Annotated in this window: 10 protein-coding genes, 5 pseudogenes and 1 riboswitch; of the genes and pseudogenes, 5 read left to right on the forward strand and 10 right to left on the reverse strand. The window is 56.1% G+C overall.

Features of this window, described 5'->3' with window-relative positions; all coding sequences use genetic code 11:
• Window positions 1-339 precede the first annotated feature (339 nt).
• Both OCY70_RS15110 and OCY70_RS15115 read left to right on the forward strand, forming a co-directional pair.
• A pseudogene (locus OCY70_RS15110) lies at window positions 340-1,084 on the forward strand (class I SAM-dependent methyltransferase).
• A 517-nt stretch (window positions 1,085-1,601) separates the two neighbouring features.
• Window positions 1,602-2,747, forward strand: coding sequence for an IS4 family transposase (locus OCY70_RS15115; RefSeq protein WP_261948768.1), 1,146 nt, complete (start codon window positions 1,602-1,604; stop codon window positions 2,745-2,747).
• 450 nt (window positions 2,748-3,197) lie between these two features.
• Here OCY70_RS15115 and OCY70_RS15120 read toward each other — a convergent pair.
• From OCY70_RS15120 to OCY70_RS15160, 10 genes and pseudogenes are all read right to left on the reverse strand, one after another.
• A pseudogene (locus OCY70_RS15120) lies at window positions 3,198-3,909 on the reverse strand (MBL fold metallo-hydrolase).
• Between the two features lie 10 nt (window positions 3,910-3,919).
• A complete protein-coding gene (locus tag OCY70_RS15125; RefSeq protein ID WP_213429787.1) occupies window positions 3,920-4,102 on the reverse strand; it encodes a hypothetical protein in 183 nt (60 codons plus the stop codon).
• The gene (locus OCY70_RS36570; protein ID WP_444980925.1) at window positions 4,087-5,043 is read right to left on the reverse strand and encodes an ABC-F family ATP-binding cassette domain-containing protein; all 957 of its coding nucleotides are present in this window, start codon (window positions 5,041-5,043) and stop codon (window positions 4,087-4,089) included. The genes OCY70_RS15125 and OCY70_RS36570 overlap by 16 nt, the downstream gene beginning before the upstream one ends.
• 24 nt (window positions 5,044-5,067) lie before the next feature.
• Window positions 5,068-5,625 (reverse strand): annotated as a pseudogene (locus OCY70_RS36575) (ATP-binding cassette domain-containing protein); the annotation flags it as partial.
• A 392-nt stretch (window positions 5,626-6,017) separates the two neighbouring features.
• Entirely contained in the window at window positions 6,018-7,040 is a 1,023-nt protein-coding gene (locus OCY70_RS15135; protein ID WP_213429802.1) for a DUF2332 domain-containing protein, read from the reverse strand.
• Window positions 7,041-7,074: 34 nt separating this feature from the next.
• The gene (locus OCY70_RS15140; protein ID WP_249725426.1) at window positions 7,075-8,214 is read right to left on the reverse strand and encodes an iron-containing alcohol dehydrogenase family protein; all 1,140 of its coding nucleotides are present in this window, start codon (window positions 8,212-8,214) and stop codon (window positions 7,075-7,077) included.
• Window positions 8,215-8,241: 27 nt separating this feature from the next.
• Window positions 8,242-8,875: pseudogene (locus tag OCY70_RS15145) on the reverse strand (MetQ/NlpA family ABC transporter substrate-binding protein).
• A 24-nt stretch (window positions 8,876-8,899) separates the two neighbouring features.
• The gene (locus OCY70_RS15150; protein ID WP_213429789.1) at window positions 8,900-9,559 is read right to left on the reverse strand and encodes a methionine ABC transporter permease; all 660 of its coding nucleotides are present in this window, start codon (window positions 9,557-9,559) and stop codon (window positions 8,900-8,902) included.
• Between the two features lies 1 nt (window position 9,560).
• Window positions 9,561-10,339: pseudogene (locus OCY70_RS15155) on the reverse strand (methionine ABC transporter ATP-binding protein).
• Window positions 10,340-10,445: 106 nt separating this feature from the next.
• Window positions 10,446-10,556: riboswitch (SAM riboswitch) on the reverse strand.
• Complete coding sequence (locus OCY70_RS15160; RefSeq protein ID WP_249725427.1) at window positions 10,556-12,586, reverse strand: S9 family peptidase; 2,031 nt, start codon at window positions 12,584-12,586, stop codon at window positions 10,556-10,558. (Overlaps the previous riboswitch by 1 nt.)
• A gap of 362 nt (window positions 12,587-12,948) precedes the next feature.
• On the opposite strand from OCY70_RS15160, the gene OCY70_RS15165 reads away from it, so the two are divergent.
• The 3 genes from OCY70_RS15165 (at window position 12,949) to deoD (ending at window position 16,779) form a co-directional block, all read left to right on the forward strand.
• The gene (locus tag OCY70_RS15165; protein WP_213429803.1) at window positions 12,949-14,811 is read left to right on the forward strand and encodes a bifunctional metallophosphatase/5'-nucleotidase; all 1,863 of its coding nucleotides are present in this window, start codon (window positions 12,949-12,951) and stop codon (window positions 14,809-14,811) included.
• Window positions 14,812-15,025: 214 nt separating this feature from the next.
• The gene (locus tag OCY70_RS15170) at window positions 15,026-16,030 is read left to right on the forward strand and encodes a sugar-binding transcriptional regulator (protein WP_213429790.1); all 1,005 of its coding nucleotides are present in this window, start codon (window positions 15,026-15,028) and stop codon (window positions 16,028-16,030) included.
• Window positions 16,031-16,068: 38 nt separating this feature from the next.
• Entirely contained in the window at window positions 16,069-16,779 is a 711-nt protein-coding gene (gene deoD, locus OCY70_RS15175) for a purine-nucleoside phosphorylase (protein ID WP_213429791.1), read from the forward strand.
• Window positions 16,780-16,879 lie beyond the last annotated feature (100 nt).

Genomic DNA, 16,879 nt, shown 5'->3' on the forward strand with positions numbered 1-16,879 from the left:
CGGGCATAAGGGAAAGGTTGTTAGGTCTCGTGCTCGATCGATCGCATGGGCGTTCTCCTCTCCAATGACAGGTTTGGCCTGATTGAATGTTTCTTGATTGAATTCCTCTTGATTGATGCCTCTTGTTGAAGTGCTTACTGAATGCCTATAATCTGATTATATCTTTCCAACGGGGTGATGGGAATGCCGTTCCGAATCGTTCGAGGTAGCTAGTCTCCGGGCTGGGTTGACACGCGTGCCAGCCATCAAGGGAGCCGTCTTCCCTTGGTACCCGGTACCGGAGCGATTGTGGCAGGGCAAGCACCTGTCAGGCGATATCCATTGGAAGGAGAATGAACGATGATTGCATTTGATGAAAAAGCTTTTTATGACCGGATTGGGGCGATCAACGGCTGGGATTTCCGTTCCATGCGATCGGTCACCGAAGGAGCGGCTTGGGATTACGGTCCGAAAGTAATGGAGTTGTGCAAGCCGACCGATGTGCTGCTCGATATCGGCACCGGTGGAGGAGAGGGGTTATTGACGCTGGCGGAAGAGGCTGGCCATCGGGATCGACCGTTCGCCGGACATGATCGAGACGGCTCGGCGTCATGCGGCCCGCTCGTCCACGTGCCATGTCCGCTTTGCATGCATGGATGCGAAAGAGCTGACGTTTCCTGACGGGCTGTTTGATGCCGTCATTTGCCGCCATGCTCCGTTCGACGCCGGGGAAGTGGCCCGGGTGCTGACGGAAGGCGGCGTATTCGTCACCCAGCAGGTGAGCGAGCGCGACAAATGGAATGTGAAGGAGGCGTTCGGACGCGGCCAAGCTTATGGCGAGCCGAACGGAACGCTGATGCGCCGCTGCGCCGGGCAATTGAAGGAAGCGGGCTTCACCGAGGTTCATTGCGAGGAATACGATGCGGTCGAATATCTGCGTGGGGCGGAGGATTTGCTGTTCTTGTTGAAGCATACCCCGATTATCCCTTGATTCGGAGAAGTCGAGGGGGATGCCGAACGTTTCGAGCGGTTCGTCGCGGCGAACCGGACCGAGCGGGGCATTCAGACCAACTCGGCGCGCTTCCTCATCATTGCCCGCCGTTAGAAGCCGGGCGCAAGCAAACAACAAGGGGCTGTCCCGCAAGTGATATGCTCCCCTACGGTAGACAGGTGAAATAACAAAACCTGTGTAAGGGGAGCATATCAAAGTAGTTTTTGGCTGCGGTGAGACAGCACTCTTACTTCTTCATGCTCGCCTTGCCGAAACCTGCAAAAATGCAGTTTTCCCCTATGACGTTTATCTCGTCACAGGAGTTCCTGCAAAACGGCAGGAATTTCAGCCATGCCTAGGGATTAAAAGCAAATATCAGCGAAAATAATGTACTATTGCAGGAATCTTATCAAATAGCGACTCAATTAGCACTAGCGTTGCATCAATCTTTTTACGAAAATTTCTATCCCATAAGTCTCTATATTTGTAACTTATTGAACTATATTCATGGACAAAAATAAAGAAATCTCCTATTGTTGAGTTACCCTAACGTTATCCATAAAACGCCTCAACAAAGGAGATTTCTTATGGATAACGTACCGAATCATAACGTCATTTGTCAATGCCTAAAATGGTTACATGTCATTCTACTCGACACGAGTCATTGGATTACCGGGCCCAAAAGCTGTTTGTCGGCTCTTCGACACTCTTATTTGTAGAGGCACAGCTTCAGCAACGAGACTCATACAAAGTCATGTCAGAGCATGTAGCGGCTAATCCTGAATTTCAAGATCTTCTGGGTCTCAAGAGCATAAGCGCTTCTCAACTATCGCGGAAGCTGAAACGGCTGCCTATGGAGTATCTTCAGACGCTCTTTTTCTCGCTCATTGATCGAATCAAGCAACTTACAAAAGGGAAACGCGGCATTACGCCTGGTATTGGGAAACTCAAGCTAATCGATTCATCGGGAATTACACTACCTCCCATTCTCGCGAAATGGTCCTATTGTTCCAAAAGTAGCCATGGCGTGAAGATGCACACCTCCTTGGTCGTTGCGGACTCCAAAACGATGTATCCAGACAAGATCGTCGCTTCAACCAAAGATGTAGCCGATCATGAAGTCGTGTTGGAATTTACAGTGGATAAAGATGCGACCTACGTGATGGACCGAGGATACCAGGTATACGACCATTTTCAGAAATGGGTAGAGGATAAGATTAAATTTGTTTGCCGCGTCAAGCAAAAGAGCCGGTTAACGATCATCAGAAAAAGAGACCTCCCCAAAAGGCAGAATGGGTTTATCCTTGATGCTGATGTGACGATGCCGGAGCTGCCAGCGGTTCTGCGTTTGATTGAGTTTAAGGATGACCAAGGGCGTACCTATCGAATTGTAACGAATCGATTTGACTTATCCGCACATCAAATTGCCGAGATTTATCGAAATCGCTGGCATATTGAGTTGTTTTTTAAATGGGTCAAGCAGCATATTCGATTGGTAAAACCCCACGGTTATACGGCCGAAGCGATTTGGAACCAAATGTATATTGCTTTAATCGCGTATGCTCTCTGTTTGCTGATTAAATTAACACTGGACTGTAAAAAGTCGACATGGGACCTCCTCCAGTTGATTCGCATCTATGCGGAAAAACCATGGGAAAATTTGATCGCTGCACTCAACCGCAAGCCGACTCGAACATCTAGAGGTCGACCAAAGCGAAATGGGAGACGTCCGAAAAAGGCAACAAAGTCGATGAAACCGAGACTGATTGTGACGTAATGACAAACGAAAACGATTTTTACATATAATGGATAACGCGTAGGGTCTGTTTCCAGCTCGACTTTTTTAGACTTAGCGCGGACATCGCAAATGTAAATATATATCATATATTGATGTTAATTGAAATTAGATTATGAACTAACCGCTCGATGCAACGCTAGTGCTCAATTAGCGTAAATTGCTGAATTCACGCAGGATTTCACCGCCTGGTTCCCTCTTCCGCCGCTTTGCCCGCCGTTATATTCTCCGTTGTCCCGTCTTACCCCGCATTCTTGCCCGCATCCTCCTTGTGCGCTGTCTATGGGACAGCCTATTTTCTGGCTGGAATCTGATTCCAATCTAACGATGGCTGCCGTGAGTTGGGAGCACGTTATATTGCGGCGGGAGGATACTCCACCACGGGCAGTCGTCCGGCAGGAACATTGAATTCCTCCCGGAGACCGGTCCCGCTCAAGACGTATAGGCATGAACGAGCTGCCGGAGCGCCTGCTTGGCATCGCCATCGAATAGGCCCCCATGGTAGCAGATGATTCGCTCGATGTCGTAGTCGAGCAGGCGCTGAACGGAGCGGACGGCTTCCTTCAAATCCCACGCATGCTGGGGATTGGCGAGATTCAGTTGCCCGTCTTCGATGACGACGGCGTCTCCCGCGATGAGCGTCTTGCTTGCGGGCAGATATAGCGAGATATGTCCGGATATGTGCCCGGGCGTATGGACGATTTCGATGCCGCCGCACCAGGGCAGCCGCTCTCGGTGGGCCACCGTCCGATCGACCGGGCCGGCTCGATCGACTGCAGGAAGCGAATGAACTGCTCCGCCCCCTTCTTGGCTTCCTCCGGCAAGGCATCGAGCGTGGATTCCGCCTGCCTTCGATGTACGGCTGCTCCAGCTCGTGCGCGATGATGTTAATGTGCGGGTATGCCCGCTTCAAGGCGGCGAGCGAGCCGATATGGTCCATATCGTGATGGGTCACGATCAAGGCGGTCAGCGAGTCGAGAGGGAGGCCCTCCCGGTTGGCCGCTTCTTCGAGCAGCGGCGCGAAATCCGGATACCCGCAGTCGACGAGTATCGTATCGTTCCCGCCCTGAAGCAGGACCGGGGTGATGGCCCGCTGCTGCCCATTATATTCAAACTCGATCTCGAGCGGATGTAGATGAGTCATATCGATTCTCCTATTCAACAACCGATTGCAATGGCAAGCGGTTGACGTTTTTGTTATTTTTCTGCTTGCCGCCGGTTCCCGTTACCGAAGGGGGCGGCAGCGGGCAAGCCGGTGGGAAGAAAGGAGCGGCCCGGGCCGATCCGCGATCCGGAGGATGATGGCCGGCCCCTCTCTGTGTTACTTCTTGATCCACTCCTGCACATTCCATACTTGCGTGACCCAATTCTGGTAGAAATCCGGCTCATGGGAGACGAGCAGGATCGTGCCGCCATACTTCTGCAGCGCGTCCTGGAAGGCGTCCTTCGCGCGGACGTCGAGATGGCTGGTCGGCTCATCCAGCACGAGCACATTGCTGTCCGTCAGCATCAGCTCGCACAGCCGAACCTTGGCCTGCTCCCCGCCGCTCAGGAGGCGGATCGGCTTCCGAATATGCTTCTCGGTTAGTCCGGACTGGGCGAGCAGGCGCCGGAAATCCTTCAGCGTCATATCCGGGCGCAGCGCCGATAAATGCTCCAAAGGGCTATGCTCGGGAGGCTGCTCCTCCTGGGCGAAGTAGGCGGTCTTGACGCGCTCGCCGAATTGCACCGTGCCGCCCAGCGCCGGAATATGGCTGAGCAAGGTTTTGAGCATCGTCGACTTGCCGATTCCGTTGTAGCCGACGATGGCGATCTTCTCTCCGCGTTTCACCGTCAGGTCGACGGGAGCGAACAGCGGCTCGCGATAGCCGATCTGAAGCTGCCTTGCTTCGATGACCGTGCCTGCCGGATGGGCGTGCACCCGGAAGGCGAAGCGCGGCTGCGGCCCGGAGGACGGCCTGTCGATCCGCTCCATCCGCTCCAGCATTTTTTCCCGGCTCTTGGCCTGCTTCGCCTTGCGAATGCGGTTCTTCTGAATGAATTCCTCCAACCGTTCAATCTCTCGCTGCTGGCGCGTATAAGCGGCCTGCAGCTGCTCTTTGTTCAATTCATAGCTGCGCTTGAACTGCTCGTAATTGCCGGGGTACCGCCGGATCGACTGGTGCTCCAGGTGAAAAATCGTCGTCGTAATCGCGTTCAAAAACCGCTCGTCATGGGAGACGACGAGGTAGGCCTGCTCGTACCGGGTCAAATATCCGATAAGCCACTCGATATGCACGTCATCCAAATAGTTGGTCGGCTCATCAAGCAGGAGGACATCCGGCTGCTCCAGCAGCAGCTTGCCCAGAAGCAGCTTCGTGCGCTGGCCGCCGCTCAGCTCGCTCACGTCGCGATCCGGGCCGAGCGCGAGAATGCCCAGTCCGGCCGCGACCTCCTCGATCTTCGCATCGATCAGATAAAAGCCGGAATGCTCCATCCGCTGCTGCAGCTCGCCGTAGCGGGTCAACAAGGAATCGAGATCTTCCCCGGCTTCGGTCATCTGGGCCGCGAGCTGATTCATGCGGGTCTCCATCGCATACAGCTCCGCATAAGCGGTGCGCAAATACTCGATAATGCTCATCCCCGCCTGCAGATCGATATGCTGCTGCAGGTAGCCGGCGCGGATGCCCGGCAGCCAATCGACGGTGCCGCGATCGGGAAGCAGCTCGCCTGACAGGATGCGGAGCAGCGTCGACTTGCCCGCGCCGTTGCCGCCGACCAGTCCGGCATGCTCTCCCCGCACGAGGCGGAAGCTAATATTGTGAAATACGTTCTTGTCCCCGTACGTATGGGACAGTTGTGCAACCGTGACAATGCTCATATCGGTTCTCTCCTTTGTTCGCTTCAAGATGGGAAGCCAACCGGGAGAACAGCAAAATAAAGACAGTTTTCGATTGTTATCGGAAAGTAAAAAATATAAAAAAATAGGTAAGGCGAACACGCACCTTACCCATATCGATCGATATGCATGAAAGGAAATCGGTTCTTTATCTTCTGCTCTTCGGTTGGCTTAAAGCTAAAAATGGGCAGATCTATCCCGTCTTAAGCCAAATCCCGTTGAAGAACAGTCGATAAATGCAACATTTTCCTTTCCACCTCATTAAAAGTTAATTCCTTACAGTGTGAAGTATACGCAGTAATGTGCCGGTATGTCAAGTCATGTCACGCGTCATTACTTCGGACGTACTCAACTTGCGTTCGCTGAATGCTTTATTATGCACCGGAATCGATCCAGCGGAACCACCGTCCGTGTCCGTCCGTCTCGGCGAGCACCGTTTTGCGCTCCATCCCGCCTATATATTCGTCGAGATGCAGGTTCTCGTCCCACATATTATTGTATAGGTGGAACAGATCGCGTCTGCTGCCGATCTCTCCAATATAACGCTCGAGGCGCCGCTTCGCTTCCGGCGGCATCTGATTGCCGACATGGGTGTGGAAGACGCAGATGTCTGACTCGCCAGGGATGCCGGCTGCGAGATGCGGCAGCAGCTCGATCCCGTCTCCCTCGATCAGCTTCAGCGGCTGTCCGGCGAGCGTGCGGGCTGCCTTATCGAACCGTGCGACTCTGTCCCGGTGTCCGGGCCAGATCAGAGCCCGCAGCCACCGGCAGTCTTCCGGATCGGACAGCCGATTGATGTGCAGATCCACGCCGATCCGGGCCGTGACAGGCGGGCTCTGCGGCAGCAGCGGCGGGGAGGCGTCTCCGAGGATGGCCGCATCGATCCTTACCTCTGCGGCCGGGTTCCCGTACACGTCTCTGGCTCCGGAGGAGTAGCCGTATTGGTCCCATATCAGTTGCAGCCCCGCACTCGTGCCGATCTCGATCAGCGTCAACGGTTTACGTATTTTCTCGTAGATGAGGCAGAAGCTCGGGTACAGATAGGCGCAGCGGCTGATCTCGTTCGTCTGCACAATCTTGGTCCTCAGCAGCGGCACGATATCGTCGGCGTAGCGGCGGCAGAAGTCCTTGAACGGGGGAAACGATTGCCCGATGTCTCCCGGTTCCTCGACGAGCCCGTCGTAATAGCGGCGCAGCTCGTGATCGGCGCCGGCGAGCAGCAAGTATTGAACCGCGCCGAAGAGCAGGTTCGGCACCGGCTGCCCCGGCCTTGCATGCGAGGCGATCCGGAGCAATTCATCATCGGCGGCGATGTGCAGCGCCAAATGCTCATACAGATCGCAGGAGCCCTTGCATTCCTGGCGCGCAAAGCGTACAAAGCGGTTGGACAAGCTCATGGTAACCAAGTCCCTCTTTCCTTTTTCCACCATTTTACAACGGGCGGGTGATAAGTGATATTTCTAATTTTTTGTAGAGGCGATTAAGAAAAGTGATTGAAAAGGTGGAGACTGAGGCGAATAGGGGATACCCCGGCAGTTGCGGAGATAGAGGGAAATAGAGGATAGAGCTCGACAGTGCTGAGGCAGAGGAAAAGCGGAAGCATAATGCTCCCGCCCACAGCCCGAGATCGGACAGGCGGCGGGGAAGGCCCATATCCCGGTAGAACGGCAGCAGACGCTCGACTTCGGACAGGTTGCCCTCCAGCGCGAGCTGGACGAGGATACCATAGGCGACCTTGTCCCCGTGCAGAAGATGATGCGTCGCCCGAGCTGCCGTCAACCCGTTATGGATGGAATGGGCTCCCGCAATCCGGCCCGCATGGTCGCCGAAGCCGCCGACCGTGCCGCCCGTCATGATGATCGTCTCCACGGCAAGCGTGAACGCGTCCGTCAATTGCTGCCGCTCCGCATCCCGAACACTCTGCAGGCCGTGCTCCAGCAGAGCGGTCTGGCACAGGCGGGCGGTGAGGTGGGCGATCTGCACCGCCGCGGGCGGCCGGCTCCACTGGCGGACGAGCACGTCGGCCTCGTACCATTTCGCCAGCGTGTCGGCGATGCCGGACCGCAGGTAAGCGGCCGGCGCGCGCAGGGCGATCTGCGGATCGACCAGCACCATGAGCGGACTTTTCGGATGGAGCGTATAATGCGTGAAGCGGCCCTGTTCATCATAGAACACGCTGAGCGGCGTCCAGGCCGCGCAGTTCGAGGCGAGCGTCGGCACGAGCACCGTGTCGAGTCCGGCTTCGATGCCTGCGGCCTTGACGAGGTCCATCACTTTGCCCCCGCCGACGCCGAGCAGAATATCGGCCTGCGCCGCCTGTGACTCGCGGGCGATCCGGCTGGCCTCTGCCAGCGTGCACTCGCCGCGGTACGCCAGGGGCAGCAGCGTCAGCTCCGTCTGCTGCGGCCAATACGGAGACGCGGCCTCCCAGGAGCGTTCGCCGTGCACGACGAGCGCCCGGCGGCAGCCGTACGGCTGGAGCAGAGACTCCAGCTTCTCCAGGATGCCGGCTTCGCAGCGGTAGATGGCGGGAGCCCCCCTGACATTAAGCGGCTGATCCAGCGTTGTCATTTCCTCTCACTCCCCATCGGTTCTGCCTTATTTCCGGTTCAGCATCCATTCGGGCTTGCCGAAGCCCTGGAACTGCTCATCGATAATCTGCTCGAATTCCGGCGACTCGACCGCTGTCCTTGACGTCCTTCTCCGAGACGCAGAGCGGATCGATGTCATCCTTCATCGTCAGGAGGCCGGCATCCTGCAGCAGCCCCAGCGAACGGGGCAGATTGGTCGGATCGTTCGCCAGCGCGACGGTGCTGCCGTCGGCGATCTCGTCGAGCGATTTGTACTTCGAGGAGTAGATGCCCATCGGCGCCGTCGGCACGGCGATGAGATCGGTCAGTTCCAGCTTGTTTTCCTTGGCGAAGTTATCCATATAGATTTTATGCTGGAACAGGTTCGCGTCCAGATCGCCGTTGGACAGCGCCAGATTCGGCTGCACGTAATCCCCGAATTCGACGATTTCGATGGTGTAGCCCTTTTTCTCCAAAAGCGGCTTGATCGCCTTCGTCAGCATATCGCTGTATGGGCCGGCGGTGGCCCCGAACTTCAAGGTTTTGCTCTCTTCCTGCTTCGCAGTGTCCCCGTTGGAGGACGAACCGCTGCCGCAGGCGGCCAACAGGCCGAACGTCAGGATGAGCGAGAGAAGAATGGCTTGATGATACCCTCCATATATGTGAAATGATGTTGTAACCTCGCGTTAGCGTTTGTCTACCTTTTTGGCCGCGAAATCGCCGCCAAATTGAATGAGCTGCACGAGGCAGATGAGGACGATGACGGTGGTGAACATGACCGTGTTGTCATAGCGGTAATAGCCGAACCGGATTGCCAGATCGCCGATGCCGCCTCCGCCGACCGTCCCGGCCATGGCCGAGTAGGCCGCGAGACTGATGGCGGTAATATGAATCTCCTGCACGATGCCGGGCTTCGCTTCGGGAAGCAGCACATCCTTGATGATCATCCACGGCGTGGCTCCGATCGACACCGCGGCTTCAATAACGCCCTTGTCGATCTCGCGCAGCGCGGTCTCGACGAGCCGGGCGAAGAACGGGATGGCGGCCACCGACAAGGAGACGGATGCGGCCGTCGGGCCGATGGTGGTGCCGGCGATCAGCTTCGTTAGCGGCAGCAGCGTGACGAGCAGAATGATGAACGGAACCGATCGGATCATATTGACGATGAAGCCAAGGATAGTGCGGGTGAGGCGATTTTCCAGGAACAGTCCTTTATCCGTCACAAATAATATTATTCCAATAGGAAGAATCAGAATTAAAGCGGCAACTAATGAGATGCCCACCATATACAAGGTCTGAAAAAACGCCTTGTACAGATCGGGCAGGAGCTGTATCAGGGAGTCCATCTTATCTGATTACCTCCAGTCGGTGCGTTCGTGATGCGATATAATCCATGGCCCGCTGCACTTCGGCCGGTTCGCCGTTCAGCTCCAGGATGAGGATGCCGAGGGGCGTATCATGGATATATTCGATTTTGCCGTGCAGGATATTGCCTTTGACCTCGAACTGCTTCAGCATGCCGGTAATGACGGCCTCCTCCGCCTGCGGCGCGACGAAGTGAATCTTGACGACGGTGCCGGCGCTGTTCCGGAGCAAGCGGTCGGGCAGATCGAATTGGAACAGGCTGCTGATGAAGGAGCGGGTCATCGGATGCTGCGGATTGGAAAAGATATCATAGACAGGCCCCTCCTCGACGACGCGGCCGTTCTGCATGACGGCCATCCGATCGCAGATCGCCTTGACGACTTCCATCTCATGGGTAATCAGGACGATGGTCAGCTTCCATTCGCGGTTGATCTTTTGCAGGCGATGTTCTCATACACCGTCTTGGATCGAATCAGGTGAAAATGTTGAAAGATCATGCCGATCTTCAACCGGGCCTGCCGCAGCTGCTCGCCTTGCAGCTTGGTCAGATCGACGCCGTCGACGAGGCTGCTGCCCGAAGTCGGGTCCTCCAGCAGGTTGATGCAGCGCAGCAGGGAGCTTTTGCCCGCTCCGCTTCGCCCGATGATGCCGTAAATGTCGCCTTTCTCTATATGCAGCGAGACATTATCGACACCGACGACCGTTCCCGTCTTGCTTCGGTACTCCTTGACGAGATCCCTTATCTCTATCGTCTCTCTCACACTCCAACATTCATGCTGTATTGTCTCGTCCGGCCGGCATCCAGGTAAACGAATGAAAAAAAGCCTCTTTCATGAGAGAAAGAGGCTGCATTGCATCGTTAGGAACTACTTATCTCTCAGAATGCCGCGCATTCTGTAGGATTTAGCACCTTTTACCGTTATGGGTAAGGTTGCCGGACGTCATAGGGCCTATTCCCTCAGTCGCTCTTGATAAGGTCAAGAAAATGAAATTGTCTTGTGAGAAGCATACACAGGATTGCTGCGGTTGTCAATTTTATTTTCATGATTGCCGGCCCCCGAGACGGCGACGGAATAGACATCCGGATAGGTCAGGATGGCCCGGGCCGAACCGTAGCCGCCTCCGGACACGCCCCAGATGCCGACGCGCTTCGAATCGATGATAGGGTATCGTTCGGCAAGCTGCGGGATGGCGGCGGCATGATCCGCCAATCCGGCCGCATGCTCCAGCCTGCCGTCGGACGCGTCATGGAACGCCTTGGAGCGGTATGGCGTCCCTGTCCCGTCCATCACGATCGTGACGAAGCCGAGCTGGGCGAACGATTGGGCGCCGCCGGAGAAATCGATAGCGGACTCCCAGAGGAACGATTTCGGCGTATTGAGAAGCTGGGGCCCGCCATAGAAATAGTCAATCAGCGGATACTTCCGCCCCGGTTCGCGGGATGCGGGAGGGACCAGAATGCCGTACAGATCCGTAACTCCATCCGCCGCCTTGACCGTGAACCGTTCCGGCAGCTGATAGCCCTGTTCCAGCAGCATATCGATGTCGGCCCGCTCCAGTTCCCGGGCGAGGCTGCCGTCGTTGTGGCGCAGCACGGATACCGGGGGCAGATCGACACGCGAATACGTATCCGTGAAGCAGCTCATATCCGGAGCAAAGGCGATCTTATGATCCGCATCCTCCGGCGTCAGCAGCCTCAGGCCCGACCCGTCGGGACGGATGCGGTACAGGTGCTGATAATACGGATCGCGCCCCGGTTCGCGGGCGCTGGCCGTGAAATATATCCATTGCTGCCGCTCATCCACGGCCGCCAGCCGCCGGACGTTCCATTCGCCGGAAGTAATCTGCCGGATGATCTGTCCCGAGCGGCTGTCGAACAGATACAGATGAGCGTGCCCGTCGCGTTCCGAGAGCCATAGAGCCGTATCGTCATGCAGCAGGCGGAAGTTCGGATCCGGCCGCAAGTATAAGTCCAGATTGCCGAAATGATACAGATCGATGAACAGGAACGTATCGCTCTGTTCCTCGACGGCGAGTCGCGCCGCTCCCGTCTCCGCATCGGCGGCAATCAGCTTGGCCGAACGGTAATCGCGGGCCATCGACAGGCAGAAGACCTGCTTGCTGTCCTTGCTCCAGCCGGCCTGCGGCGCGAGCGGATTGAAGGGGCTGTCGGAACCGAGTATGATCCGGGGCGCCTCCACGGCGATGCTGTCCTGCCGCTCAATATCGCAGATAACGATGTCGGCCAGCGGTACATGGGGATCGCCCGGACAAGCATAGCGTATCGCATGCTGGACAGGCCGCAGGTCCCCGCCTGTCGCGGACGGCACGTTTTGAAGCAGATGAAGCTCGCGGAGCGAACGCTGATCGAGCCGCATCGTCATGATCTTCGTCGAGTCGGGCGACCATAAGGCGGCCGGGAAGGACTTGCCCTCGGGGCGGAGATTCAGGTTCATCGCCTCCACGCTGCCCGCATAATCATAATAAGGCTCGCCGCCGAAGGTGAGCTGCCGCACTTCCCCGCTCTCGATATGGCGGACGAACAGATTATGCTTCTCGGCGTAGGCGCCCCACTGCCCGTCGGGGGAGGGCAGTTCGTACGGCTCTGGCCGCGGCCGGGCCGGAAGGCGGGTGCACCGGTAGCTGGACAGATCGCATTCCCAGCGCTCCCCGTCCATATCGAAGCGGATGAGATGGCAGGACTCGGGCAGTTCCAGCCGCTCCAGCTTCAAATGATGGCGATCCAGCGTCCGGTCAAGCTCCTGGCCCAAGGAAGAAGCGAGGCGTTCATGATCAAAGGCCGGCTTCGAGGTGTTCGTCTCGGGATCGACGAGGATATACTCGGTTCCCTTCTCTCTGCCAAGCCGGACGTCGCGGCGGTACCAGAACCGGTTCCCGCCGGCAAGCCAGTTCGGAACGGCGCGGCCGTTGAACACATGCCGCTGCCATTCGGTGCTCAGCAGTCTCGCGGCGCGATCATACTGTTCGCGGGATATCATGTTACTCATATCGGCATTCCTCCTGATCATTCGATGTATGCACCTTCATCCTAAGCAACGAATATGAACGGAGTATGAACTCCGAATGGGGAAAGGGATGGCCCGGCGGAAATTTGGCTAAAGTTCGTTTTTATTTCGATATGAAACGATCAGTTTTACAAATGTTCATTCTGTGCGGAGCGATGAACTATGAAAATCCTATGTTTTCCATACTATCTCGGCATGAAACTTTGTCTTGACCGCCGAAAAATAAACTATGTATACTATGAATTGACAAAAGGAATTTAGTATATTTACATTTGTTCACTTTTATGTCGTCATTCTATCAAATCAACAAGATGAAAGGGAGAGTGAATTTTTTGAGATTCCAAATGAAAGCGGCTTCATTTCTCATGACCGGCGCATTGGGGATGCTGTTCTCGGCATCGGCCTTTGCCGCCCCGCTTCAACCGGTGGAGCACAATGAATGGATGCAGCAGAAGCATATCATTGCAGGCTATGAGCAAGGGGATCTGCGGCTTGAGCGGCCCGTATCGTTGGGGGAAGCTATCGCGCTGATTGCGAGAGGGACCGGGGCGTCGATTCCGGAGCAGAAGGGCTATTGGGCGCAGGGTTATCTGGATTGGGCGGCCGGACAGGGCGCGATTACGGAGCAGGAAAGCGCCAATGACAGACAGGCGCCTTCCGCCGAGCGCCTGGCCGAGATTGCGCAGAAGCTGGGCATTGCGCTTGAGCTGCCCGCCGGCAGCTCCGTGACCCGCGAGCAATTCACGGAAGCATTGGGAGCCGCGCTGACGGAGCATATTACGATCGCTCATACGAATGATGTGCACGGCCACATTCAAGAGGATCAGCAAGGCAAGGAGTTCGGTTACGCCAAAATCGCGACGCTCGTCAAGGAATGGGAGAAGGAGAACAACAACTTCCTCCTGATGGATGCGGGAGATACATTCCAGGGCACGATTTATACGAACCAGTTCAAGGGAGAATCGATCCTGCCGATTCTCAATGCGCTCGGCTACACCGCGATGGCGGCCGGGAACCACGAATTTGACTTCGGCTACGAGCAGCTTCTCAAGCTTCGCGATCAGCTCAAGTATCCGATGATTAGCGCCAACGTCTTCAAGGCGGACGGCACCAACTTGCTCGTGCCGACATTCCAGACCGAGGTGGGCGGCGAGACGTTCGCCTTCATCGGCTTCGTCGCGGAAGAAACGCCGATCGTAACGCATCCGAACAATGTGAAAGGGCTGACCTTCAAGGATCCGGTTGATATCGCCAAGGAGCTGGTGCCGGAAATGAAGAAGGAAGCCGATCATGTCATTATCGTCTCGCATATCGGCGTGGACAAAGACCGGGAGATCGCGAAGAACGTCTCGGGCATCGACCTCATCATCGGCGGCCATTCCCATACGCCGATTCATACGCCGGAAGTCGTGAACGGCACGTATATCGTGCAGGACTGGGAGTACGGCAAATCATTGGGCCGCGTCGATCTGTTCTATTACAACAAGGAGCTTGTCGGGTTCAGCGGCGGATTGGTCGAGTATGACGAGAGCGTGAAGGCGGATCCGGAGATCGAGAAGCTCGTGCAGGAGGTCGTGGCCAAGGTCGAGGAATCGATGAAGGCCGTTGTCGGGAAGACGGAGGTCGATCTGGACGGCGAGCGGACGCAGGTCCGGGCGAAGGAGACCAATCTGGGCAACTTCATTGCCGATGCGCTTATCGCCAAGACGAAAACGATCAAGGGCTATGAAGCCGATGTGGCGCTGGTCAACGGCGGGGGCATCCGCGCCAGCAAGCAGGCGGGAGAGATGACGAAGAAGGATCTATACTCCATTCTTCCATTCCCGAATACGCTGACTATCGTCGAGGCGACCGGAGCCGATCTGAAGGCTGCGCTGGAGGTGTCGGTGAGAGGAGCGGAGAATACCGACGATCTGCCGGGCTCCTTCCTTCAAGTAGGCGGCATGTCCTTCGTCTATGACGTGAAGAAGCCGGCTGGCGAACGGGTCACCGAGGTGAAGGTAGGCGGACAGCCGCTCGATCCGGAGAAGATGTACAAGGTGGCGACGAATGACTTCATTACCTCCGGCGGCGACGGATACTCGATGCTGAAGAAGGATCAGGTGCTGGATACCGGCTATACTTTCTATGAAATCGTAGAAGAATACTTGGTAAATAACAAGGTCATTCATCCAAAAGTAGAGAACCGCATTGTGAGAGTTAACTAATCTCGCCTGCCGCGTCATAATTAAATAGGCTGAGCGCGATTCGACGAGCGCTCCCCAGGGATTGTGCAGGGGGGCGCTTGTTCTCGTTCTGCATGCCGGGGACTGCCGCCCGCCATCCGGGGAATGCGAAATGATAAGATGCGGCGACAATGCTATAATAGGAGATATATACCGTTTTTCCTATATTCGACATTGGATAGATGGGTGGCTTGGGATGGATCAGGAGAAAATCAAAAAAATGATTGATGCTGCGAAAATGTATTATATCATGGACTGCAGCCAGCAGGATATCGCGGACAAGCTTGGCGTGTCCCGCCCTACCGTTTCCCGATTTCTGCAGCAGGCGCGGGAGGACGGATTGGTGCAGATTCGTATTTTGGATCCGTCGGAGGATACGCATCGGCTTGCCTGCCAGTTGAAGGACAAATACCGCTTGAAAAAGGCGATTGTCGTCCCGGTGCCTCACTATGAAGAGGAACTGATCGGAGAGTATTTGGCGGAGGATGCCGCGCGCTATCTGGAGGAACTGGTCACCGATGGAGATACGATTGCATTGGCTTGGGGAGAGACGATTTATCAGGTAGCGAAAAAGTTGAACCATAAACATGTAAGCAATGTCAATGTCGTGCAGTGGCAAGGCGGCGTAAGCCATTCGGAAGCGAATACGTATAGCTGCGAGATTATGCAGCTATTTGGCAGCGCTTATCATACGTCTCCTTATTTCCTGCCGCTTCCCGTCATCGTGGATCACCCGCTGGTGAAGCAGGCGATAGAGTCCGAGCGGAATATGCGCGCCGTCCTGGACATGGGAGAACAGGCGAATATCGCCCTGTACAGCGTAGGCGTCCCTGTGCCGAATTCTCCGGTTTTACCGGTGCAATACTTTACCGAGGAAGAGGCGAAGGAATTGGCAAGCACGGCTTGCGGGGAGATTGGCGCCCGGTTCTATGATGCCGATGGCCGAATCTGTCTGCCTGAACTGGATGCGCGGACGATCGGAATCTCGCTCGATTCGCTCGCCCGGAAGGAGCATTCCATCCTTGTGGCCGGAGGCCCGGGCAAGGTGGAGGCGATACTCGGCGCGCTTCAGGCAGGGTATGCGAACGTGCTCATTACCGATCAGTTCACGGCCAAATCACTTGCCGACAAGGAGCAGGAGCTGCTTCACCGGGAGGGGACTTCCTCTTCCTTCCCTCTCTCTAGCATTCCTCTGTACTGAGCAGGCGGTTACTTCATAATGGGGAGGATATGACAGATATGAGCGTACACATTGGCGCTCCGCAAGGCGAGATCGCCGAGGCGATTCTGCTGCCCGGCGATCCGATACGGGCCCGGTTTATTGCGGATACTTTTTTGGAAGAGGCGCATTGCTATAACGCGGTGCGCGGCATGCTCGGCTATACGGGGAAGTACAAAGGGAAGCGGGTCTCCGTTCAAGGCACGGGAATGGGGGTGCCTTCCATCTCGATCTACGCGCATGAGCTGATTCACGAATACGGCGTCAAGCATATGATCCGCGTCGGCACCTGCGGGGCGATTCAGCAAAACGTGGGGCTGCGGGACATCGTGATCGCGATGAGCGCTTCCACAAGCTCGGCGGTGAACCAGCGCCGCTTCCGGGGCATTGATTTCGCGCCGACGGCCGATTTCCGCTTCCTCAAGCAGGCCTATGATCTGTCCTGTGAAAAAAAGCTGCCCGTCAAGGTCGGCAATGTGATGACGACCGATACGTTCTACATGGAGGACCGCGAAGAAATTCAGCTGTGGGCCGACTATCAGATTCTGGCGCTGGAAATGGAGACGGCGGCGCTCTATACGCTCGCTGCCCGGCATCAAGTGAACGCGCTGTCGATCTTGACCGTGTCGAACCACGTGCTGACAGGCGAGATGACGACCGCCGAGGAGCGGGAGAGCACCTTCACCGAGATGATTGAGCTCGCCCTGGATCTGGCGGTAGCGCAGGAGTAGGGATGGACAGAATGATGAAATCATGAAGCGGTATGATGAAATATCGCTAAAAACGACAGAGATGTCGTTTTTTTTTCTTTTAGAGGTAGAGGGGCCTGCT

Origin of the sequence: Paenibacillus melissococcoides, assembly GCA_944800085.1 — a bacterium.
Taxonomy (GTDB): Bacteria; Bacillota; Bacilli; order Paenibacillales; family Paenibacillaceae; genus Paenibacillus_B; species Paenibacillus_B melissococcoides.